The 21,939-nt window shown below is 66.7% G+C and carries 18 protein-coding genes; 12 read left to right on the top strand and 6 right to left on the bottom strand.

The window, feature by feature from the left end; translation table 11 throughout:
• Nucleotides 1-168 precede the first annotated feature (168 nt).
• The 5 genes from B5G02_RS03290 to B5G02_RS03270 form a co-directional block, all read right to left on the bottom strand.
• Nucleotides 169-1,218, bottom strand: a complete 1,050-nt coding sequence (locus B5G02_RS03290) for a sensor histidine kinase (RefSeq protein ID WP_094335171.1) — start codon at nt 1,216-1,218, stop codon at nt 169-171.
• An 8-nt stretch (nt 1,219-1,226) separates the two neighbouring features.
• On the bottom strand, nt 1,227-1,931 hold the full coding sequence (locus tag B5G02_RS03285) for a response regulator transcription factor (RefSeq protein ID WP_094335170.1): 705 nt from the start codon (nt 1,929-1,931) through the stop codon (nt 1,227-1,229).
• 11 nt (nt 1,932-1,942) lie between these two features.
• Nucleotides 1,943-3,487 (bottom strand): L,D-transpeptidase family protein, encoded by a 1,545-nt coding sequence (locus tag B5G02_RS03280; RefSeq protein WP_094335169.1) that lies wholly within the window; start codon nt 3,485-3,487, stop codon nt 1,943-1,945.
• 223 nt (nt 3,488-3,710) lie between these two features.
• Nucleotides 3,711-5,306, bottom strand: coding sequence for an L-serine ammonia-lyase, iron-sulfur-dependent, subunit alpha (sdaAA, locus tag B5G02_RS03275; RefSeq protein WP_094335168.1), 1,596 nt, complete (start codon nt 5,304-5,306; stop codon nt 3,711-3,713).
• Between the two features lie 44 nt (nt 5,307-5,350).
• Nucleotides 5,351-6,208, bottom strand: a complete 858-nt coding sequence (locus tag B5G02_RS03270) for a metallophosphoesterase (RefSeq protein WP_019238409.1) — start codon at nt 6,206-6,208, stop codon at nt 5,351-5,353.
• Between the two features lie 131 nt (nt 6,209-6,339).
• On the opposite strand from B5G02_RS03270, the gene B5G02_RS03265 reads away from it, so the two are divergent.
• The 3 genes from B5G02_RS03265 to pcp are packed head-to-tail and all read left to right on the top strand — an operon-like array spanning nt 6,340 to nt 8,685.
• Nucleotides 6,340-7,047, top strand: a complete 708-nt coding sequence (locus B5G02_RS03265) for a DUF969 domain-containing protein (protein ID WP_094335167.1) — start codon at nt 6,340-6,342, stop codon at nt 7,045-7,047.
• Between the two features lie 2 nt (nt 7,048-7,049).
• Nucleotides 7,050-8,003, top strand: a complete 954-nt coding sequence (locus B5G02_RS03260; RefSeq protein WP_241146148.1) for a DUF979 domain-containing protein — start codon at nt 7,050-7,052, stop codon at nt 8,001-8,003.
• A 34-nt stretch (nt 8,004-8,037) separates the two neighbouring features.
• On the top strand, nt 8,038-8,685 hold the full coding sequence (gene pcp / locus B5G02_RS03255; RefSeq protein ID WP_094335165.1) for a pyroglutamyl-peptidase I: 648 nt from the start codon (nt 8,038-8,040) through the stop codon (nt 8,683-8,685).
• On the opposite strand, the gene B5G02_RS03250 is transcribed toward pcp, so the two are convergent.
• On the bottom strand, nt 8,682-9,662 hold the full coding sequence (locus B5G02_RS03250) for an IS481 family transposase (protein ID WP_094335164.1): 981 nt from the start codon (nt 9,660-9,662) through the stop codon (nt 8,682-8,684). The two genes, pcp and B5G02_RS03250, sit on opposite strands and share 4 nt — an antisense overlap.
• A 434-nt stretch (nt 9,663-10,096) precedes the next feature.
• On the opposite strand from B5G02_RS03250, the gene B5G02_RS03245 reads away from it, so the two are divergent.
• The 9 genes from B5G02_RS03245 (at nt 10,097) to tet(W) (ending at nt 21,868) form a co-directional block, all read left to right on the top strand.
• Nucleotides 10,097-11,770 (top strand): formate--tetrahydrofolate ligase, encoded by a 1,674-nt coding sequence (locus B5G02_RS03245; protein ID WP_094335163.1) that lies wholly within the window; start codon nt 10,097-10,099, stop codon nt 11,768-11,770.
• Nucleotides 11,771-12,048: 278 nt separating this feature from the next.
• Nucleotides 12,049-12,699 (top strand): cyclodeaminase/cyclohydrolase family protein, encoded by a 651-nt coding sequence (locus tag B5G02_RS03240; protein WP_094335162.1) that lies wholly within the window; start codon nt 12,049-12,051, stop codon nt 12,697-12,699.
• 2 nt (nt 12,700-12,701) lie between these two features.
• On the top strand, nt 12,702-13,571 hold the full coding sequence (locus B5G02_RS03235; protein ID WP_094335161.1) for a bifunctional 5,10-methylenetetrahydrofolate dehydrogenase/5,10-methenyltetrahydrofolate cyclohydrolase: 870 nt from the start codon (nt 12,702-12,704) through the stop codon (nt 13,569-13,571).
• 145 nt (nt 13,572-13,716) lie between these two features.
• On the top strand, nt 13,717-14,283 hold the full coding sequence (gene folE, locus B5G02_RS03230) for a GTP cyclohydrolase I FolE (protein ID WP_094335160.1): 567 nt from the start codon (nt 13,717-13,719) through the stop codon (nt 14,281-14,283).
• A 52-nt stretch (nt 14,284-14,335) separates the two neighbouring features.
• A complete protein-coding gene (locus B5G02_RS03225; protein ID WP_241146147.1) occupies nt 14,336-15,031 on the top strand; it encodes a 5-formyltetrahydrofolate cyclo-ligase in 696 nt (231 codons plus the stop codon).
• A gap of 251 nt (nt 15,032-15,282) precedes the next feature.
• The gene (locus tag B5G02_RS03220) at nt 15,283-16,665 is read left to right on the top strand and encodes a bifunctional folylpolyglutamate synthase/dihydrofolate synthase (protein ID WP_094335158.1); all 1,383 of its coding nucleotides are present in this window, start codon (nt 15,283-15,285) and stop codon (nt 16,663-16,665) included.
• 96 nt (nt 16,666-16,761) lie between these two features.
• A complete protein-coding gene (locus B5G02_RS03215) occupies nt 16,762-17,193 on the top strand; it encodes a double zinc ribbon domain-containing protein (RefSeq protein ID WP_019238653.1) in 432 nt (143 codons plus the stop codon).
• A 291-nt stretch (nt 17,194-17,484) separates the two neighbouring features.
• On the top strand, nt 17,485-19,248 hold the full coding sequence (gene thrS, locus B5G02_RS03210) for a threonine--tRNA ligase (protein WP_094335157.1): 1,764 nt from the start codon (nt 17,485-17,487) through the stop codon (nt 19,246-19,248).
• A 700-nt stretch (nt 19,249-19,948) separates the two neighbouring features.
• A complete protein-coding gene (gene tet(W) / locus B5G02_RS03200; RefSeq protein WP_000691721.1) occupies nt 19,949-21,868 on the top strand; it encodes a tetracycline resistance ribosomal protection protein Tet(W) in 1,920 nt (639 codons plus the stop codon).
• Nucleotides 21,869-21,939: the final 71 nt, after the last annotated feature.

The following is a 21,939-nucleotide window of genomic DNA, read 5'->3' as shown; positions in this document are numbered from 1 at the left end:
CCGCGAACAGGTCCGCGGCGAGCGACCTCGCCGCGCGCCCGTGCCCGTACCGTAGGTCGATGGACATGAGAATGCCCCCCATCTCTCGGACCTCCATTTCCGTGTCCAAGAAACGGGGGGCGGTTCAAATGACTCCGTGAGTCAAACGAACCCGTCCCCAATGACTCATTACACGATGGCTTTGAAGAAGGCGATGTCGAAGCGGGCGCCGGTGACGCGGCCTGCCTCGTCGCGGGCGTTCGAGGCGCAGATCGTGCCGTCCTGGGCGTCGATGAGCCCCTGGGCGAGCGAGAGGCCGATGCCCACGCCCGTGGGGTTCACAGCGGACGCACCCGCGCGGTCGGAAGCGCCCCGGTAGAAGCGCTCGAACACATGCGGGAGGTCCTCCTCGGCGATGCCGGGACCGGTGTCCTCAACGCGGATGCGGCAGGCGAGGGCGTCCTCATGTGCCGTGACCGTCACGCGCCCGCCGCGCGGGGTGTGCTCGAGACAGTTCTTCAAGATGTTCCCCAAGGCCTCGGCTGTCCAGGCGCGGTCGCCGGTGAACGAGCAGCCGTCCTCGATGTCGAGTTTGAGCGCCACGTCGGCGAGGTCGAAGGCAATCGCGAGCGGTCGCGCCGCGTCGCGCGCCATATCCGAGACATCCACCTGCTCATGGGCGAGCGCGAGCGCGCCGGCGTCGAGTCGGGCGAGCCGCAGTAGCGTCGAGACCAGGTCCTCCACATGCGCTTGAAGCCGCTCGATGCGGTGCAGGCGCTCGACCTCGTCCGCGCAATCGCCGCGCGCGTCGAGCGCCTTCCGCACGAGCTCGGTGGTGATGGAGAGCGACGTGAGCGGCGTCTTGATCTGGTGGGAGATGTCGGCGAGGCCGTTCGCGAGCGTCTGCTTCTCGCGCTCGAGCTCGTCGGCGGTGAGGTTGAGGCGCATGACCATCTTACCGAGCTCGCTCTCGAGGATGGCGAGCTCGCCCTCGCTCATGCTCGCGAGGTCGATGGAGCGGTCGCCGTGGAGCACCGCGTCGATGCTCTGGCTCAGGCGCGCGATCGCTTGGTAGCGCTTGCGGGTGAGCCAGATCCAGGGAGCCGCGGCTGCGACGGCGGCGAGGAGGATCCAGGGGAGGAAGCCCGCGGCACCGAAGGCGGACGCGGCGACGGCGCATGCCGCCACGAGTGCGAGCGAGGCGACCGCGGCCCGGGCGACTTCCTGGTTGCGCAGCACGGGCCCTCCTATCCGAACGCCTTGTAGCCGAGGCCGCGCACCGTCTCGATGAGGACGGGGTGGGCGGGGTCGTCCTCGATCTTGTCGCGGAGGCGCTTGATGTAGACCGAGAGCGTGTTCTCCTCGATGTAGGTCCCCGCGTCGTCCCAGAGCGCGGTGCGGATCTGCTCGCGCGTGACGAGCTTGCCGGGGTTCAGGGCGAAGAGCAAGAGCAGTCGGTACTCGAGGGCGGAGAGCGCGAGCTCGGCACCGTCGCGCTCGACGTGCGCGCGGTCGGTGTCGATCGTGAGCGCCCCGAAGCGCAGGACGCGCTGCGCGGGCTGCGCCCGCCGAATGGTCGCCGCGATGCGCGCGAGCAGCTCGCGGGGTCGGAACGGCTTGGCGATGTAGTCGTCCGCGCCCATCTGGATGCCCGCGACCGTGGTGAACTCGTCGCTCGACGCCGTGAGGAAGATCACGGGCAGGTTCGACCGCGCCTGCTTGAGTGCCGTGCAGACCGCGAAGCCGTTACCCTGCGCGAGCGTGACGTCGAGCAGGACGAGCGCATAGGGCGTCGGCGTGCCGGCATGCGCGCCGCCCGTGCCGAGCGCCGCCGCAAGCGCGCCGTCCTGCGTGGCGGCGCTATCGACCGCGTACCCTTCGCTGCGCAGCAGCTCGCCGAGGGACTCGACGATCGTGGGGTCGTCTTCGACGAGCAGGATCCGTTCGGCCATCGCGTCCTCCGCTACATGTGGGATACGACGCAGGTGCCGACCTCGATCATGCCGAAGAGCTCCTCCGCCTTGTCGTAGGGAAGGTTCACGCAGCCGTGGCTGCCCGCGTAGTAGCAGGCGTTCGGGTCGCCGAAGGAGCTGGACGCCTGCCAGGTGGCATCGTGCAGGCCCACGGCGCTCCCCACGAACGCCATCCAGAAGCTCACGGGTGTCTTGTACTTCGGTTCACCGGTCTCGGGGTCGTCCGCGCCGATGAGCGTGATGTTCCGCGCCGCGTTGTTGATGTAGTACACGCCCGTGGGGGTGTCCTGCCCGAGGTTGGGGTTGCCGGTGATGACGCCGGATTCCCAGAGCACGTTGCCGTCCGCGTCGTAGTAGCGCGCGTACTGCTCGGAGATGTCGATATCGATGTAGGCGCCCCAGTCGCGCTCGCCGGGAGCGGTAAAGACATCGCCCTGCTGGGTGCAGGGAACCTCGACCGGATCGGTCTGCTTCTCGCTCACGGCGGTGTGAACGGCCTGCGCGAGGGCTTCGCGGTCGACCTTCCAGCCGAACGACCCGCCCGAGACCGTGACCGCCTTGCCGTCCGGTCGCGTATAGCTCCGCTCCGTGCCCACCGTGTCGAGGGAATCGGCGAGGCTGTTCACCCACGCGTTGATAGCCTCCTCGTCGAGCTGGGGCGTGAGGTTCTCATCGAGCGCGATCCACTGGGCGATCTGCGCGCCGTCCACGCGGGCGACCTCCGTGCCGCCCATCGTGAACGCGGCGTTGGCACCGACGAGCTCGTTCATGGCGGTGCAGGACGCCTCGATCTCCTCCTCGGTATGTCCGTCCGCGAGCGGCAGGAACGCCGCCTCGCCAAGCTCGGTGAGGTCCGCCTGGGCGTCGAGGGCAGCGAGCTTGAGCTTTGCGAAGGAGACGATCGCGTCGCGGTCGAGCTGCCGTCCGGCCTCCGCGCGCTCGAGGGAGAAGGTGTTCGTATCCGGGTCGTAGGCGCCCGCGGGGGTGAAGGTTCCAGAGCGCCCCTCGTTGAGGGCGTCGACGGCCGCGCCGAGCTCCTCGTCGAACGCCGTTTCATCGAACGTCGCGGAGAACGCGGAGAAGTCCGGCGTCGCGGAGAGGTCGACGGGGGTCTTCGCGTCCTTGCTGCTGCCAAGGGTCGCCGAGATGAGGCGTGCCGGCCAGATGAAGGCCTCGTTGCGCGCGAGCACCTCGTTCGCCATGGCGTCCACGTCGATGAGGTCGTCGATGCTCTCGGGAGCATAGTCCCAGGTCAGGCCGTCGCCTTCGACATGCAGCGTATATACGGGCCGCGCGTCGCGGATGCGCTCGGCAGCATCGGAGGCGGTGCTGAGCGACACGTCCGTACCGGCGATCGAGGTGCCGGGGTAGTAGATGAACGAGAACGTGACGGCTCCGGCGACATATGCGACGGCGAGGATCGCCAGGATGATGATGGCGACGATGGCGGGAACGTTGCGCTTGCGGCGCGGGGCGGCGTCCGCGGGTGCGAAGTGCGCGGGCGCGTGGGAGTCTTTGGTTGCGCGATTCGGCATCGAGTGCGAGCCCCCTTGGGCTGGATGGTTCTGCTGCAACGGGCATTATAGCCGTTTGCAGGGGCAAAATCGTGGGCTTTGCGAGGTAAACGTGGTTGCAAAATTACCCCAGGGATGATGTAAAAATACCCCAGGGGTTATTTTACATCCCACGAGAGTGACCTGTCGGGAGACCCACGCGACCCATGTAAAATAACCCCTGGGGTATTTTTACATCCGGCCGTCAGGCGCAGCCGGTGCAGGCACGGCAGGCGCTCGGTGCCTGGGCGATGCCGCCCTGCGCCGTCTCGCGCAGGCTCGCGGGCAGCGCCGCGCCGACGCTGCGCATGACGGAGGCCATCTCGTCGAAGGGGACGAGCGGGCGCACGCCGGAAAGCGCGAGCTGGGCGGACGAGAACGCCGCGGCCGTCCCAATGGCGTTGCGCGCCTGGCAGGGCACCTCGACGAGGCCGCCGACCGGGTCGCACACGAGGCCGAGGAGGTTCGCGAGGGTGAGCGACGCGGCGTCGAGCGCCTGCTCCGGGGTCCCGCCGAAGAGCTGCACGAGCGCCGCCGCCGCCATGGCCGCCGCGCTCCCGACCTCCGCCTGGCAGCCGCCCTCCGCGCCGGAGACGCTCGCATTCAACGTGAGGATGAGGCCGATGGCGGCCGCGGCGTAGAGCGCCTCGGCGACCGCGGCGTCGTCGGCGCCGAGATGCGCCGCCGCGGCGAGGACGCATCCGGGCACGATGCCGGCCGATCCCGCCGTGGGGGCGGCGACGATGACGCCCATCGAGGCGCTGCGCTCGAGCACCGCCATGGCGCGCGCCACGGCATCGGTCTGGACCGCCCCCATGAGGCCGTCCGCGAAGCGGTCCGCCCCGGCATGTACGCGCGCCGCCTCGCCGCCGATGAGGCCTCCGAGCGAGCGCACGGGGTGCTCGACGGGCTCGGTCGTCTCGGCGCGCATCATCTCGATGACGCGCCGCATCGCCTGCGCCGCGGCATCCGCGCCCAGAAGCGCTTCCTCGCGGGCGCGGGCGATGCTGCCGAGGGAGCGGCCGCCCCGCTCGCAGAGGGCAAGGAGCTCCCACGGGTCCGCGAAGTTCGGCGCGAGCTCGCCGGATTCGGGCGCGGCCGTCGTCCCGGGCATGCGGATGAGCGTCGCCACCTCGACGTGCTCGTGGGCGCGCAGCGCCTGGAGCAGGGCGTCGAGCTGACTGCCCCGGGGCAGCTCGTCGAGCTCGAACACCGTGTACGCGGCGCCCCCGCGCTCGGTGCGGTACGTGCGCATGAACGCGATGTTGAGCCCGTAGGTCGAGAGCAGCACGGTGAGGGCGGCGAGCACCCCGCGGGCGTCCCGGTGCGCGACGAAGACCGTGTCGTACTCGCCCGTGATCTTCACGCCCACGCCGTTGATGCGCGAAAGCCGCACGCGCCCGCCGCCGAGGCTCTCGCCGCGCACGGAGCACGACGCGCCCGCGCCATCGACCATCTCGATGTCGACGGTGTTGGGGTGCAGGTGGGTATCGTCGGCGCCCCGGACGAACTCGAAGGCGAGCCCGCGCTCCCGTGCGAGGTCGAACGCGTCGCGGATGCGCTCGTCGTCCGTAGCGAGGCCGAGGATGCCCGCGACGAGCGCGCGGTCCGTGCCGTGGCCGCGGTAGGTGTGCGCGAAGCTGTTGTGCAGGACGAACCGCACGCGTGCGACGGGCGCCTCCATGAGCGAGGCGGCGACCTGCGCGAGCCTGAGCGCGCCCGCGGTGTGCGAGGACGACGGACCCACCATGATGGGACCCAGGATCTCGAACGCGGACATCGTGGCGCTTCCGTTCGCCATCGGCACTCCTCACATCTTGGTATACATCAGTCGCTTGGATTCTATCAAAGCGCGTGGAAGCGCGTGGTCATCCAGTCCCAGACGGCGGGCTTCCACGGCGGGAGGCCGAGCTCCTCGTCGCCCACGGCGCGCATGCCCGCCCCATCCACGACGAGCATGCTGCCGTCGCCGATGGGGGAGAGCCGGCTCGTCAAGCTGAACGTGTCGCAGAAGGCGAGCCGGACGGGAGCCTGCGCGCCGTCCCCGGCATCGATGGGGCGCACCTCGACGGTGGGCACGGGCGTGTGCCCCACGATCTGGTCCAAGCCGGGCAGGGGGTCGGCGCAGAGCTCGCCTCGATCCGCCCAGACCGGCCCCGGCAGCTCCCTGCCGCCGCGCCCCGCGCCCGCCTGGGTGAGCATGCGCAGCGAGATCTTCTCGCCATGGTCGAGCAGGGCGTTGAGCTGGCGGGCGAGGGCCGCCGCATCCGTGCCCTCCGCGAGGTCGAGGCAGTCGTTCGCCCAGGCGCGCGTCACGCCCGCATGCGTCACGAGCGCCTCTCCCACCGCCGTCGCGGCGCGCACGCCGAGCTCGTCCAAAAGGAGCGCCACCTCGTCGAAGAGCGCCGTGTGCGTGCCCGGCCCCGGCTCGCGCAGCCGGTACTGCAGGTCGTGGTTGCCGGCCACGAGCTCGACCGCGAGCCCGCCTGCGCGCCGCTCGAGCACCCAGGAGCGCAGCGCCCGCATCGCGTCGCGCATGCCCAGGATGCTCGAATGCCATTCGTCGACGTAATCCCCGCAGAACACGACGCGCGCGCAGCCGAGTCGCTCGACCGCCGCGTCGACGCGGGGCAGGATGACCTCCTCTTTGCCGTGCATGTCGCCCACGACGAGCGTCCGCTCGATGTCCCGTTCCCGTGCCATGGTGCGCCCTCCTCACCGCGTGCTCCGACACCGCACGCGCGTTACTTGTATCATAAATAGCATTCCGTGCGGACAACACCGCGACACGGGGAGCCGACGCCGTCGGCCGTGCGCGGAAGGAAGGAGACGGCATGGAGTACATCACACTCATAGGCATCGTCATCTTGGTGGTGGGCTTCGCCCTGAAGCTCGACTCCATCCTGGTCATCATGGTCGCCGCCGTCGCGACGGCCCTGGCCGGCGGGCTCAACCCGATGGAGTTCCTCGAGACCCTGGGCAACAGCTTCGTGAGCAACCGGAGCATCCCCATCTTCATCATCGTCATGGTGGTGACGGGCACGCTCGAGCGCAACGGCCTGAAGCAGGCGGCCGCCGCCCTCATGCAGAAGGCGAAGAGCGCGAGCGCCGGCATGGTGGTGGGCCTCTACGGCATCTTCCGCCTGGTGTTCGCGGCCTTCAACGTGAGCTTCGGCGGTGTCGCGGGCTTCGTGCGGCCCATCGTCATGCCCATGGCGCAGGCGGCGGCGAAAAACCGCGCCGGCAAGCTGACCGAGGCGTACCTCGAGAACATCAAGGGCATGGCCTCGGGCATGGAGAACGTCGCGTGGTTCTTCGGCCAGATGCTCTTCGTGGGAACCTCCGGCGCCCTGCTCGTGCAGGGGACGCTCGCGGACCTGGGCTACCAGACCGAGCTCATCGACCTCATGCTCGTGCAGGTGCCCATCGCGATCACCGCGACGGTCCTCACCATCGCGCTCTACCTGCTGCTCGACCGCGCCTACGCCAAGCAGGCGGCGGCCTCGCCCGATCCGGACGTCTTCGAGGAAGGGGATGAGTGAGCATGGGTCCCCTAGAGTTCTACATGAGCCCCGACGTGACGCTCTCCGATAAGCTGCTCGAGATCTTCTACGTGGCCAACGGCATCGTGGCGCTCTACACCGCGTGGAAGAACCTGCGCGACGAGCGCAACGAGCACCGCGTGGGCAGCGCGCTGTTCTGGGGCATCCTGGGCTTTCTCTTCATCATGGGCCGCTGGCTGCCGAGCGCGCTCACCGGTGCGCTCGTGATCGTGATGGTCGTGCCGGCGGTGCTCAAGCGCGTGACGCCCGGCACGAACGACGCCCCGACGGAGCGCGAGATGGAGGGCAACTTCCACGCTATCGGCATGAAGATCTTCATCCCGGCGCTCTGCATCGGCGTCTTCGCGCTCGCGTTCGCGCTCTTCACGCCCGTGAGCTCGCTCGTGGGCATCGGCGTGGGCGTCCTCGCCGCGGCGCTCATCATGCATCTGTATTCGAAGAAGAACACGCCGACCGTGTTCTTGAACGACGCGCGCCGGATGCTCGATGCGGTGGGGCCGGTGTCGCTTCTACCTATCCTGCTCGCCGCGCTGGGCTCGGTCTTCACCGCCGCGGGCGTGGGCGAGGTCATCTCGGGCATCGTTTCGTCGGTGATCCCCGAGGGTAACATGATCGTGGGTATCATCGTCTACGGCATCGGGATGGCGGTCTTCACCATGGTCATGGGCAACGCGTTCGCGGCTATCACCGTCATGACCGTCGGCGTGGGCGCGCCCTTCGTGCTCGCGCTCGGCGCCGACCCGGTCGTGGTGGGCAGCATCGCGCTCACGTGCGGGTACTGCGGCACGCTCTGCACGCCCATGGCGGCGAACTTCAACATGGTGCCCGTCGCCATCCTGGACATGAAGGACAACAACGGCGTGATCAAGAAGCAGATACCCATCGCGCTCGTCATGCTCGCGGTGCAGATCGTGTACATGATCGCGCTCGCGTAGCGCCGTGCGTCCGCTGAGAGAGTAGGAGCAGACCATGAAGATTCTCGTCACCGGTTTCGAACCCTTCGAGGGCGCGGCCATCAACCCGGCGCTCGAGGCGGTGCGCCGCCTGCCGGACACCATCGCGGGCGCGTCGATCGTCCGCGCGGAGCTGCCGGTCGTCTTCGGCAAGGACATCGAGGTGCTGCGCGCCGCGGTGGCCGAGCACGAGCCCGACGTGACGCTCTGCATCGGGCAGGCGGGCGGCCGCACGCACATCACGCCCGAGTTCGTGGGCATCAACTACGCGCACGCGCGCATCCCGGACAACGAGGGCAACCAGCCCCTCGCGCAGCCCATCGTCGAGGGCGGTCCGGACGCCTACTTCACGACGCTTCCGGTGCACGCCATGGTGGAGAAGATGCGCGCCGCGGGCATCCCCGCCGCGGTGTCGTGCACGGCGGGCACGTTCTGCTGCAACGAGATGCTCTACGCGGTGCTCCACCTGTGCGCCACCGAGTATCCCGCCATGCGCGGCGGCTTCATCCATGTGCCCTATGCCACCGAGCAGGCCGCGCCGCTCGCCGAGGGCACGGCCTCGCTGCCGATCGAGACCATGGTCGCGGGGCTCACCTGCGCCATCGAGGCGATCGTGGAGCATCCCGAGGGCGACGTCGTGGGCGCGGGTGGCCGCGAGCACTAGGTGTTGTGTGCCAATAGGTTGTTTACGCCGACGATGCGCGACATGGGCGGCAGGCCCCCGCAAGCGCTGTGCGGACGGTCCCAATTGTATCGCTCGATGAAGGCGGGCAGGGCCTCGGCCCTGCCCGCCTCGCTCTCCCACGCCCTGCCGTACTGCCACTCCTGCGCGAGCGTCCTGTTCATCCGCTCGACCTTGCCGTTCTGCCAGGGGCTGTAGGGGCGCGTGTAGAGGTGGCGGACCCCCTCGGACGCCAGGAGGGCGTTGAACTCGCGGCTGTGGTACCCCGGGCCGTTGTCGGTCATCACGCGCTCGACCGCGACCCCGAGCCCCGCGAAGAAGGCGAGGCAGCGGGACATGAACGCCGAGCAGGTGCCCTTCCGCTCGTCGGGCAGGAGCTCGGCGTAGGCGACGCGGGAGAAGTCGTCGACGGCCACGTGCAGGCACGAGGAGCCGAGCCCGGAGCGCCCCCTGGACGGGTCGTTGCCCCGCCCCAGGGCCCTCCAGCCGCCGCCCGCCGGTATCCTCGCCACCTTCTTCACGTCCACGTGCACGAGCTCGCCCGGGCGCGACCTCTCGTAGCGGACGGGCGTGACCGGTCCCCGGCGCCTGGCCTCCCCGGTCACGCGGTCGACGTCGGCGAGCCTCGGCAGCCCCGAGCGGGCGACGATCCTCGCGCAGGTGCGGGCGGGCACGCCCGTCTCGGCGGCGAGGGCGAGCGGGGCCAGGAGCATGGAACGCCTGGCCCCGATGACGCGCGCCTCGGCCTCGGCCGGCGTGGACCTCGCGAGCCTGCGGGGCCTGCTGGTCCTGTCCGACATCGGCTCGCCCCTCCGGGCGCGGGCGAGCCACTTGCTCGCGGTCTGGCGGCTCACGCCCATCTGGCGGGCGGCCTCGGCGACGCCGGCGCCGGCCTCTATGCGGGAGACCAGCGTCTCCCTTCCCCTGGGCGTGAGCCTTGCGTTAGGATGTTGGGACATGGGATGGCCCCCTTCGCTGCAAGCCTGGACAACCCACAGCATGCGGGAGCCATCCCTATTTGTCATCCCCGGGGCGTAAACAACGTCTTGGCACTGAACACCTAGCGCGCGGGCGCTGCGCTGCGCTCGCGGCTCGGCTCGCATGCTTCGCAAAGCGCGGTAGAGAGCGTCGCATATCTTGATGGCCGAGGCCGAAATCGGGCCTCACCCTCGAGTTATGTGACGCTTTTTTCATCTGGAGCGGCCGTCTGATAGGGAGGGGTGCGAGAGCGTGCGCCTTGTGTTTGAGGAGCGGGGATAGGTCTCGCCCGCGCCGTCCGCACCGGGGCGCATGCCCGGTTTTTTACTGATTGGGTGTGCGCAGCCGCGAGCGCGCCCCGCGCGGCGGAATGGGATACGATGGGAGCGCATGTTCTAGAGTGAGGGGAGCGCACATGGCAGCATACAAGTCCGACATCGAGATCGCCCAGGAAGCGGAGATGCTTCCCATCTCCGAGGTCGCCGCGAAGGTGGGTCTGAAGGAGGAGCAGCTCGAGCATTACGGGACGTACAAGGCCAAGGTCGACATCCACGCCCTCCGCGACCTGCCGCGCAAGGCGAAGCTCGTGCTCGTGACCGCCATCAACCCCACGCCTGCGGGCGAGGGCAAGACCACGACGTCGGTGGGCCTGGCGGACGCGCTCTCGCGCCTGGGCAAGAAGGCCGTGCTCGCGCTGCGCGAGCCGTCGCTCGGCCCGGTCTTCGGTATCAAGGGCGGCGCGGCCGGCGGTGGATACGCTCAGGTCGTCCCCATGGAGGACATCAACCTGCACTTCACCGGCGACTTTCATGCCATCGGCGCGGCGAACAACCTGCTCGCGGCCATGCTCGACAACCACATCCAGCAGGGCAACGCGCTCGGCATCGACCCGAAGCAGATCGTATGGAAGCGCGCCGTCGATATGAACGACCGGCAGCTCCGCCATATCGTGGACGGCCTCGGTGGCAAGGCGCAGGGCGTCCCGCGCGAGGACGGCTTCGACATCACCGTCGCCTCCGAGGTCATGGCCGCCTTCTGCCTGGCGAGCGGTCTCATGGACCTGAAGGAGCGCCTGGGCCGCATGGTCGTGGCCTACACCTACGACGGCAAGCCCGTCACCGCCTCCGACCTGCATGCGCAGGGCGCCATGGCGGCGCTGCTCAAGGACGCCATCAAGCCGAACCTCGTGCAGACGCTCGAGCACACGCCCGCCTTCGTGCACGGCGGCCCCTTCGCCAACATCGCCCACGGCTGCAACTCCGTGCAGGCCACCGAGTGCGCCCTCAAGCTCGGCGAGTACGTGGTGACCGAGGCCGGCTTCGGCGCCGACCTGGGCGCGGAGAAGTTCCTCGACATCAAGTGCCGCATGGCCGGGCTCGACCCGGACGCGGTGGTGATCGTCGCCACGGTGCGCGCCCTCAAGTACAACGGCGGCGTGCCGAAGGCCGAGCTCTCGAACGAGAACCTCGAGGCGCTCGAGGCGGGTCTGCCGAACCTGCTGCGCCACGTGTCGAACATCCGCGACGTGTACGGCCTGCCGTGCGTCGTCGCCATCAACGCGTTCCCCACGGATACGGAGGCGGAGCTCGCGCTCGTGGAGCGGAAGTGCCGCGAGCTCGGCGTGAACGTCGCGCTCTCCGAGGTGTGGGCGAAGGGCGGCGCGGGCGGCGAGGCGCTCGCGACCGAGGTCATGCGCCTCTGCGAGCAGCCGCACGCGTTCACGTACTCCTATGAGACGGGCGTTCCGGTGGAGGACGCGCTCGAGGCCATCGCCACCAAGATCTACCATGCGGACGGCGTGGACTACACGCCCGCCGCGAAGCGCCAGCTCAAGCAGCTGAAGGACAACGGCTTCGGCAACCTGCCGGTCTGCGTGGCGAAGACCCAGTACTCGTTCACCGACGACCAGACGAAGCTCGGCGCGCCCGAGCACTTCCGCATCACGGTGCGCAACCTCAAGGTGTCCGCCGGCGCGGGCTTCGTCGTGGCGCTCACGGGCGACATCATGACGATGCCCGGCCTGCCGAAGGTGCCGGCGGCCGAGAAGATCGACGTGGACGAGAACGGCGTGATCACCGGGCTGTTCTAACGTACGTCCCCTGGGGCTCGCCCGGGATTCCTCCCGGGCTTGTCCTCGCTCGCTTCGCTCGCTGCGGAATCGCCCGGGAGGAAACCCGGGCGAGCCGAGTGCGGTGTGCGTATACAGCGCGGGTGCTCTCCGCGCGACACCCCGGGCTGCTCGGAGGGGGCACCTTCGGCAGGCCGGGGTGGGAGGCTTTGGTTTTATATGATGGGGTGGCCTGCCGGTGGGTAGGTCGCGGCGCGTGGTGCATCACGGGGTGATGCGGAAGGAGCTAGGGAGGTTCCATGACCGGTACCCATACGGCTGAGGGGTCGATCGCCGACCTCAGCTGCCGCGCGTTCGCCGCGGACCTGGCGGCCAAGCTCCCCGTGCCCGGCGGCGGCGGCGCGTCGGCGCTCGTCGGGGCGCTCGGCGCCGCGCTCTGCTCGATGGCGGGGAACTTCACCGCGGGCAAGAAGCGCTTCGCCGCCGTCGAGGACGACGTGCAGCGCATCCTTGCGGAGGCCGAAGTCCTGCGCCACAAGCTCATCGGCCTTATCGAGGCGGATGCCGCGGCATTCGAGCCGGTCTCGCGCGCCTACCGCATGCCGAAGGAGGATCCTGCGCGCGCCCAGGTGCTCGAGGTCGCCACCAAGACGGCGTGCTCGGCGCCCATCGAGACCATGCGCGTCTGCGCGCGCGTCATCGAGCTGCTCGAGGAGATGGGCGGCATATGCAGCCCGATGCTCCTCTCCGACGTGGGATGCGGCGCGGTGCTCGGCGCGGCGGCGCTCCGCGCGGCGAGCGTCAACGTCTTCGTGAACACGAGCGAGCTCGCCGACCGCGCCTATGCCGAGGCGCTCGAGCGCGAGGCGGACGGCCTGCTCGAAGCCTACATCCCGCGCGCCGAGGCGCTTGCCGCGCGCGTGACCGATCACATCCGGGGAAGGGGATAGCCATGGCGGAGCTGCTGCGCGGCGCGCCCGTGGCCGCCGCCATCACCGGGGAGCTCGCGGCGCGGGTCGAGGCGCTCAAGGCGCGGGGCGTCGTGCCCACGCTCGCTATCGTGCGTGTGGGCGAGCGCCCGGACGACCTCTCCTACGAGCGCGGTGCCTGCAAGCGCGCGGAGAAGGTGGGCATCGCCGTCGAGCGCTTCGTCCTCCCCGCGGACTGCACGCAGGATGAGCTGCTCGCGGTGATCGGCCGGGTGAACGCAGACCCCACCATCCACGGGTGCCTCATGTTCCGCCCGCTTCCCGCCACGCTTGACGAGGCGGCTGCATGCGCGGCGCTCGACTCGGAAAAGGACGTGGATGGCATCACGCAGGGCTCGCTCTACGGCGTATTCGCCAACGAGCCGACGGGCTTTCCGCCCTGCACGGCCGAGGCGGTGGTCGAGCTGCTCGAGCGCTCCGGCGTCGCGCTCGAGGGCGCGCGCGTGACGGTCGTGGGGCGTTCGCTCGTCATCGGCAAGCCGGTCGCGATGATGCTCCAGGCCCGCCACGCCACCGTGACCATGTGCCACACGAGGACCCGCGACCTCGCCGCCGCCTGCCGTGCCGCCGAGGTGCTCGTGGTCGCGGCCGGTCATGCGGGCACCGTGGGCGCGGACGCCGCGGCGCCCGGCCAGGTGGTGGTCGACGTGGGCATCAACTGGGACGAGGCCGCGGGCAAGCTCGTGGGCGACGTCGCCTTCGACGAGGTCGAGCCCATCGTCGCCGCGATCACCCCGGTTCCCGGCGGCGTGGGCGCGGTGACGACGGCGGTGCTCGCCCAGCACGTCGTCGCGGCCGCCGAGCGATCGTGCGCCGCGGCAGCATCCGAATAGGGCGAATAGGGCGTTTGTCTCCGTTTTACGGCGTATCGGCGGAATGGGCCGCCGGGCGCTGCGGCGCGCGTGGATGAGCGCTACAATGGGTGACTCGTTTCGATACCGGCGCGGCACAGGCCATGCGAGCGAGAGGGGCTAGAGGATGGCAGTCGACAGGGCGCGTGCGGAGCGCGCGATTCGCGAGTTCCTGATCGCGGTGGGCGAGGATCCCGACCGCCCCGGCCTCGTGGAGACCCCGAACCGGGTGGCGCGCGCCGCCGAGGAGGTCCTGGGCGGATACGACGACGACCCGGCGCACCACCTGCGCAAGCAGTTCCAGGAGTCCGAGAGCGACGACATGGTCATCGTCCGCGACATCCCGTTCTCCTCGCTCTGCGAGCACCACATCCTGCCGTTCACCGGCCGCGCGCATGTGGCCTACATCCCGCGCGGCGGCCGCATCACCGGCCTCTCCAAGATCGCGCGGTGCGTGACGGGGTTCGCCCGCCGCCTGCAGTTGCAGGAGCGCCTGACCTCCCAGATCGCCGACGCCCTCATGGAGGAGCTCGATCCCCAGGGGGTGCTCGTCGTGCTCGAAGCGGAGCACATGTGCATGACGATGCGCGGCGTGAAGAGCGCGGGCGCCCTCACCATGACCTCCGCCGTGCGCGGCGCGTTCCGCAAGGACATCAAGACGCGCGAGGAGGCGCTTCGCCTGCTCGGCCTGTAAATGATAAAAACCAGACAGGCTGGATTTTATCATTTCGCTTGGGGGAGATGCCTTGATCCGGGAAGCTCATCTGAAAGCCCTCGTGCGCACGCCGGACGAGGTGGAGGCGGCCCGCGAGGGCAAGGACGGCCTCCGTGCGCGCTGCAAGGAGCTTAGGGCGCGCCGCTCGGCCGCTGAGCGCGCCGCCACCGACAGCGCTATCGCAGCGCGTCTTTTCGACCTGACGGCATTTCAGGCCGCGCGCGTCATCGCGCCGTACCTCTCCTTTGGCACGGAGGTGGAGACGCGCGCCATCATCGAGCGCGCATGGGCGGCGGGCAAAACGGTCGCGCTGCCGCGCTGCGTGCCCGGTACCCGCGCGATGCGCTGGTACGCCGTCACGTCCCTGGCAGGCCTTGCGCGCGGCCCGCGCGGCGTGCTCGAACCCGCTGAAGACCCCGCGCGCGAGCTCGACCTTTCCGCGCGCGCCGACGCCCTCGCCGTGGTACCCGGCCTCGCCTTCGATGCCCGGGGCTTTCGCCTGGGGTATGGCGGCGGCTACTTCGATGCGTTCCTGTCCTCGTTTCGCGGCACTTCGGTGGGGCTCTGCCGCGAGGCGCAGCTCGTCGAGAGCCTGCGGGCACTTGGTGCCGTCGATGCGCACGACGTGCCGGTGGGCCTCGTCGTCACGGAGGCGCGCGTGCTCGCGCCGGCACAACCCGCGCAGATACGGGACATGCGGGGCATACGAGGCATACGGGATGAATGACGCTCGGAGCCAAAATCGAGCACTTCTGCCCCCAAAATGTGCTCGAAATTGGCTCCTATGGCTGAGGGTGCAAGCAGCATCCGAGTTGCGGTACCATCGGCGGGCAGCATGTTTCGGTGCGCGGCCTCCCGCGAGGATGCGCGCGTGCCGCCCATGCCCCGTGCGGTACCCAGCGAAGCGCCCCCCATGCCGCCCGCGCCCCGTGCGCGCCCCATCCCGTCCCGACGATCGACAGAAAGCCCTGTTGCCCGATGACGCATAACTCCCAAGCATCCCCGTATACCCCGCCCTTCGCGGTGCCCGAGCTCCCCTTTGAGGAGGCCGTGCGGCGCGCGGCGGACACGGGGACCATCCCCGGTGACGCCGGCCCCTTGCTCGAGACCGTGGTCGACATGCTCGACGAGCTCGACCGCCCGGACAAGCACTTCGACGTGCTCCAGGTCGCCGGGACGAACGGGAAGAGCTCCACGACGCGCTTCGCGGCGGCGATCCTCGCGGGCGAGGGGCTCCGCACGGCGCTCTACACCTCGCCGCACCTCGTGCGCTACCCGGAGCGCATGGAGGTCTGCGGCCGCGTCGTCTCGGATGCGACCTTCGCCCACGGCGTGTCGGCGGCCTTCGAGGCGGGCCGGCGCGTGAACGCCCGCCGGCAGCACGCGGGGCTTGCGACCTACACCATCACGCCCTTCGACCTGCTCACCGTGGCCGCGCTCGTCATCTTCGCCGAGGCCGAGGTCGATGTCGCCGTGCTCGAGGTGGGGCTCGGCGGCCGCTGGGACGCCACGAGCGCCACGAACCCCGTGGGCGTGGCGGTCACGGGCATCGGACTCGACCATATGCGCATCCTGGGCGACACGCTCGCCCAGATTGCCGCCGAGAAGGCGGCCGTCATCCAACCGGGCCGCTTCGCGGTGCTCGGCGAGGGCGTGCACCAGCCCGAGGTCTGGCCGGTCATGCGCGGGCGCTGCGCGGAGGCCGGCGTCGTCCCGGACGTGCCCGTCTTCCGTGTGCTCCACGAGCCGGCGACGCTCGGCGACGAGCTCCGCATCGAGGTGCGCACGCGCCGCGCCGCCTACGAGGTCGCCCTCGTAAAGCCGCTCTACCAGGCGCAAAACGTCGCATGCGCCATCCAGCTCGCCGAGCGCTACCTCGACCGGCCGCTCGACGCGGGGGCGCTCTCGCGCAGTCTCGCCGCCTGCCCCACGCCCGGCCGCTTCGAGGTCGTGCGCCGCGAGCCGCTCGTGCTCATCGACGCCTGCCATAACCCGCAGTCGTGCACCTCGTTCATATCGTCGGTGGGGGAGATCGAGCCCGCGCGCGCCGAGCGCCCCACGCTTCTCATCGCCGCGCTCGCGGACAAGGACGCCGAGGGCATCGTGCGCGCCCTCGTCCCGGCCTTTCCGCACGTGCGCGTGACGCAGACGGACTCGCCCCGCGCCCGTCCCGTCCGGGAGCTCGCCGCTCTCGTCGCCGACGAGCTCGCGCGCGAGGGGCGCCCGCCGGAAGACCTCGTCGCGACGCATGCCTCGGTCACCGAGGCGCTCGACGCCGTCACGCGCGCGGGCGAGGCCATCCTCGCCGCCGGCACCATCACGCTCGCCGGCGAGGTTGCCGCGCGCTTCGCGGCATGGTGATTTCATCCCGGGTGTTGGATATCCACCGTTTGGTATACAATGCCATATTGGTATACGCCCGTTCGCGTTCGAGCAGCTGAAAGGTATTGATCGCTCATGATGGAATATATCCAGGAGCTCATGACGCCGCAGGTCATGTTCGTCATCTATCTCTTCCTCGCGTTCATCGTCGCACTGTACGTGCTGTCTGTCGTCTACGTCTTCATCGACGCGCGGCGCCGCGGCTCGCAGTACTTCTGGGCGTGGGGGCTGCTCGCGCTCATCCCGTTCGTCGGCCTCATCGCCTACAACGTCCTGCGCCCGAGCACCTACCTCGCCGACCGCGAGGAGCAGGAGCTCGACATGGCGCTGCGCGAGCGCCAGCTCGCCCAGTACGGCACCTGCCCGCGCTGCGGCTCGCCCATCGAGAAGGACTTCGTCGTGTGCCCCGTGTGCAACACGCAGGTGCGCAACGTCTGCCCCAGCTGCCATCGCCCGCTCGACGCGCATTGGAAGGTGTGCCCGTACTGCCGGACGCACATCCAGTAAGGTTTCGGAAGCCCCCGCGCGCGGGGGCTTTCTTTATGGCGCGGGGGTCGGGTTGCCCGTTGGGTATGGGCAACGCCGCCCGGTTGTGGTAAACCTGTACCTGTTCGCGAGGAAAGGATCGAGCGCGTGATTCGCCGCTTGCTTGAACAAGGTATCCGAACTCAGACTATCTAGGCGTCTGTCCATCCCGCTGGCCTCGCGCCAGGGGCAGGCGCCACATGCCGCTCGTGCCCTTCGGCCGGGCGCTTTTTGTTTTCGACCATCCATCATCCGATCATCGAGGAGCGAGCAATGAAGGTTCTATACAACGACGGCCATGTGGACGAGTGCCCGACTGACGAGGTCACCCATGTGGTGCGGCACAGCGCGGCGCACATCATGGCGCAGGCCGTGAAGCGCCTCTACCCCGAGGCGGACTTCGCCTACGGCCCCGCCACGGATAACGGCTTCTACTACGACATCGACCTGCCCGAGGGCCAGAAGATCTCCGAGGACGATTTCCCCGCCATCGAGGCCGAGATGAAGAAGATCGTGAAGGAGAACCTCAAGTTCCAGGTCTTCGAGCTCCCGCGCGAGGAGGCCATCGCCCTCATGGAGGAGCGCGGCGAGAAGTACAAGGTCGAGCACATCGGCGACCTGCCGGATGACGCCCGCATCACCTTCTACCAGCAGGGCGAGTACATCGACATGTGCGTGGGCCCGCACCTCACCTACACCAAGGCGCTCAAGGCCTTCAAGCTCACGGGCGTCTCGGGCGCCTACTGGAAGGGCGACAAGGACAACAAGATGCTCACCCGCGTGAACGGCACGGCCTTCGCCACGAAGGAGGAGCTCGACGAGCACCTGCGCCTCATCGAGGAGGCCAAGAAGCGCGACCACCGCAAGATCGGCCGCGAGATGGACATCTTCATGATGCGCGACGAGGCACCGGGTTTCCCGTTCTTCCTGCCGAACGGCATGATCTTGAAGAACGAGCTGCTCAACTACTGGCGCGAGATCCACCACAAGGCCGGCTACGTCGAGATCTCGACCCCGCAGATCATGAGCAAGAGCCTGTGGGAGACCTCCGGCCACTGGGACCACTACAAGGATAACATGTACTCCACCATCATCGATGACGAGGAGTACTGCATCAAGCCCATGAACTGCCCGGGCGGCGTGCTCGTGTACAAGTCCAAGCCCCATAGCTATCGCGAGCTGCCCATCCGCGCCGGCGAGATCGGCCTCGTGCACCGCCACGAGCTGCGCGGTGCGCTGCACGGCCTGTTCCGCGTGCGCTGCTTCAACCAGGACGACGCGCACCTGTTCGTCCGTCCCGACCAGCTCACGGACGAGATCGTGGGCGTGGTGAACCTCATCGACTCGGTGTACCAGAAGTTCGGCTTCACCTACCACCTCGAGCTCTCCACGCGCCCCGAGGATTCCATGGGCTCCGACGAGGATTGGGAGCGCGCCGAGGCGGGCCTGCGCGAGGCGCTCGAGCGCCTGGGCAAGGACTACGTGGTGAACGAGGGCGACGGCGCCTTCTACGGCCCCAAGATCGACTTCCACCTCGAGGACTCGCTCGGCCGCACCTGGCAGTGCGGCACCGTGCAGCTCGACTTCCAGATGCCGCTCAACTTCGACCTCGAGTACACCGACGCCGACGGCTCCAAGCAGCGCCCCATCATGCTGCACCGCGTGTGCTTCGGCTCCATCGAGCGCTTCATCGGCATCCTCATCGAGCACTTCGCGGGCAAGTTCCCCACGTGGCTCGCGCCGGTGCAGGTGAAGGTGCTGCCCGTGTCCGAGAAGAGTCGCGACTACGCGCGCAGCGTGACCGACGCGCTCGAGGCCGCCGGCATCCGCGCCGTGCTCGACGAGCGCGATGAGAAGATCGGCTACAAGATCCGCGAGGCGCGCAACATCGACCGCCCGCCCTACATGCTCATCCTGGGCGAGCAGGAGGTCGAGGCCGGCAACATCTCCGTGCGCGACCGCTCGAACGAGACGCACGTGCGCGAGCTCACCGAGTTCATCGCCGACGTGAAGGACGAGATCGCCGAGCGCCGCTAGGAGTCATTGGGGACGGGTTCATTTGACTCACTGAGTCAATGCTCATGTACGGTAAAGAAGCAAGCAACCGAAAACAATAGATAGACCGCCAGCACTACACTATTCCGAACCAAAGACCAAAAGATAAGCATTTTGAGAAAATCTAAACTTTTGGATTTTCCTACAATGCCGACTACGGCGGAATCCCTCCCACTCCTTATATATTTCTTTCTGTATACATTGAATTTGTATTTAGTAAAATGCAGACAACACCACGGATCGGCTTTTGGCTGGACAATTCCAACCAAACACCGCAGCAGACAGTAGAAACCATTCTGAACGTTAGGAAGCCGGTATGATTGTTACATATAAGGGGAAGAAAAATTTCTTTTAGATACTTGTTTTCCTAAAACTGATGTGATATAATAATTCAATACCAGAAAAGGAGTAAAAAATATGCGGCAAGGTATTCTTAAATAAAACTATAATCAAATAGTGGGAACAAAGGACTATGATAGTCCCTTTTGTAGGGGCTTAGTTTTTTGTACCCAATTTAAGAATACTTTTGCCTTATCAATTTTGACATATCCCCAAAAACAGCACTCACAAACAGGTGTAAGCTGTATATGTGTATGTCCGCAAATTATCATCCCCAGTGGTAAAAGTATTTTACTGCTGGGGATTTTTATGCCCTTCGGGGCAGTAAAGGGAGGACAATCACATGAAAATAATCAATATTGGAATTCTTGCCCATGTAGACGCTGGAAAGACGACCTTGACGGAGAGCCTGCTATATGCCAGCGGAGCCATTTCAGAACCGGGGAGCGTCGAAAAAGGGACAACGAGGACGGACACCATGTTTTTGGAGCGGCAGCGTGGGATTACCATTCAAGCGGCAGTCACTTCCTTCCAGTGGCACAGATGTAAAGTCAACATTGTGGATACGCCCGGCCACATGGATTTTTTGGCGGAGGTGTACCGCTCTTTGGCTGTTTTAGATGGGGCCATCTTGGTGATCTCCGCTAAAGATGGCGTGCAGGCCCAGACCCGTATTCTGTTCCATGCCCTGCGGAAAATGAACATTCCCACCGTTATCTTTATCAACAAGATCGACCAGGCTGGCGTTGATTTGCAGAGCGTGGTTCAGTCTGTTCGGGATAAGCTCTCCGCCGATATTATCATCAAGCAGACGGTGTCGCTGTCCCCGGAAATAGTCCTGGAGGAAAATACCGACATAGAAGCATGGGATGCGGTCATCGAAAATAACGATAAATTATTGGAAAAGTATATCGCAGGAGAACCAATCAGCCGGGAAAAACTTGTGCGGGAGGAACAGCGGCGGGTTCAAGACGCCTCCCTGTTCCCGGTCTATTATGGCAGCGCCAAAAAGGGCCTTGGCATTCAACCGTTGATGGATGCGGTGACAGGGCTGTTCCAACCGATTGGGGAACAGGGGAGCGCCGCCCTATGCGGCAGCGTTTTCAAGGTGGAGTATACAGATTGCGGCCAGCGGCGTGTCTATCTACGGCTATACAGCGGAACGCTGCGCCTGCGGGATACGGTGGCCCTGGCCGGGAGAGAAAAGCTGAAAATCACAGAGATGCGTATTCCATCCAAAGGGGAAATTGTTCGGACAGACACCGCTTATCCGGGTGAAATTGTTATCCTTCCCAGCGACAGCGTGAGGTTAAACGATGTATTAGGGGACCCAACCCGGCTCCCTCGTAAAAGGTGGCGTGAGGACCCCCTCCCCATGCTGCGGACGTCGATTGCGCCGAAAACGGCAGCGCAAAGAGAACGGCTGCTGGACGCTCTTACGCAACTTGCGGATACTGACCCGCTTTTGCGCTGCGAGGTGGATTCCATCACCCATGAGATCATTCTTTCTTTTTTGGGCCGGGTGCAGTTGGAGGTTGTTTCCGCTTTGCTGTCGGAAAAATACAAGCTTGAAACAGTGGTAAAGGAACCCACCGTCATTTATATGGAGCGGCCGCTCAAAGCAGCCAGCCACACCATCCATATCGAGGTGCCGCCCAACCCGTTTTGGGCATCCATCGGACTGTCTGTTACACCACTCCCGCTTGGCTCCGGTGTACAATACGAGAGCCGGGTTTCGCTGGGATACTTGAACCAGAGTTTTCAAAACGCTGTCAGGGATGGTATCCGTTACGGGCTGGAGCAGGGCTTGTTCGGCTGGAACGTAACGGACTGTAAGATTTGCTTTGAATACGGGCTTTATTACAGTCCGGTCAGCACGCCGGCGGACTTCCGCTCATTGGCCCCGATTGTATTGGAACAGGCATTGAAGGAATCAGGGACGCAACTGCTGGAACCTTATCTCTCCTTCACCCTCTATGCGCCCCGGGAATATCTTTCCAGGGCTTATCATGATGCACCGAAATACTGTGCCACCATCGAAACGGTCCAGGTAAAAAAGGATGAAGTTGTCTTTACTGGCGAGATTCCCGCCCGCTGTATACAGGCATACCGTACTGATCTGGCCTTTTACACCAACGGGCAGAGCGTATGCCTTACAGAACTGAAAGGGTATCAGGCCGCTGTCGGCAAGCCAGTCATCCAGCCCCGCCGTCCAAACAGCCGCCTGGACAAGGTGCGCTATATGTTTCAGAAGATAATGTAACGTCTTGCGCAATGCAAGCGTTCATTGCTGGCTATTGCGAAATATCATTGCGTGCGATCGGTTGCATCGCG

Source organism: [Collinsella] massiliensis (assembly GCF_002161605.1).
Taxonomy (GTDB): Bacteria; Actinomycetota; Coriobacteriia; order Coriobacteriales; family Coriobacteriaceae; genus Enorma.
Note: the sequence above shows the minus strand (reverse complement) of the source record. Positions and strands in the feature narration are given on the sequence as shown.

Bases quoted from the DNA above. Each gene is read 5' to 3' on its own strand.
- thrS (WP_094335157.1), top strand. From the start codon at position 17,485: ATGAAGGTTCTATACAACGACGGCCATGTGGACGAGTGCCCGACTGAC.
- B5G02_RS03245 (WP_094335163.1), top strand. From the start codon at position 10,097: ATGGCAGCATACAAGTCCGACATCGAGATCGCCCAGGAAGCGGAGATG.
- B5G02_RS03280 (WP_094335169.1), bottom strand. From the start codon at position 3,487: ATGCCGAATCGCGCAACCAAAGACTCCCACGCGCCCGCGCACTTCGCA.
- B5G02_RS03220 (WP_094335158.1), top strand. From the start codon at position 15,283: ATGACGCATAACTCCCAAGCATCCCCGTATACCCCGCCCTTCGCGGTG.
- folE (WP_094335160.1), top strand. From the start codon at position 13,717: ATGGCAGTCGACAGGGCGCGTGCGGAGCGCGCGATTCGCGAGTTCCTG.
- B5G02_RS03285 (WP_094335170.1), bottom strand. From the start codon at position 1,931: ATGGCCGAACGGATCCTGCTCGTCGAAGACGACCCCACGATCGTCGAG.
- B5G02_RS03260 (WP_241146148.1), top strand. From the start codon at position 7,050: ATGGGTCCCCTAGAGTTCTACATGAGCCCCGACGTGACGCTCTCCGAT.
- B5G02_RS03235 (WP_094335161.1), top strand. From the start codon at position 12,702: ATGGCGGAGCTGCTGCGCGGCGCGCCCGTGGCCGCCGCCATCACCGGG.
- pcp (WP_094335165.1), top strand. From the start codon at position 8,038: ATGAAGATTCTCGTCACCGGTTTCGAACCCTTCGAGGGCGCGGCCATC.
- B5G02_RS03215 (WP_019238653.1), top strand. From the start codon at position 16,762: ATGATGGAATATATCCAGGAGCTCATGACGCCGCAGGTCATGTTCGTC.
- sdaAA (WP_094335168.1), bottom strand. From the start codon at position 5,306: ATGGCGAACGGAAGCGCCACGATGTCCGCGTTCGAGATCCTGGGTCCC.
- B5G02_RS03250 (WP_094335164.1), bottom strand. From the start codon at position 9,662: ATGTCCCAACATCCTAACGCAAGGCTCACGCCCAGGGGAAGGGAGACG.
- B5G02_RS03240 (WP_094335162.1), top strand. From the start codon at position 12,049: ATGACCGGTACCCATACGGCTGAGGGGTCGATCGCCGACCTCAGCTGC.
- B5G02_RS03265 (WP_094335167.1), top strand. From the start codon at position 6,340: ATGGAGTACATCACACTCATAGGCATCGTCATCTTGGTGGTGGGCTTC.
- B5G02_RS03270 (WP_019238409.1), bottom strand. From the start codon at position 6,208: ATGGCACGGGAACGGGACATCGAGCGGACGCTCGTCGTGGGCGACATG.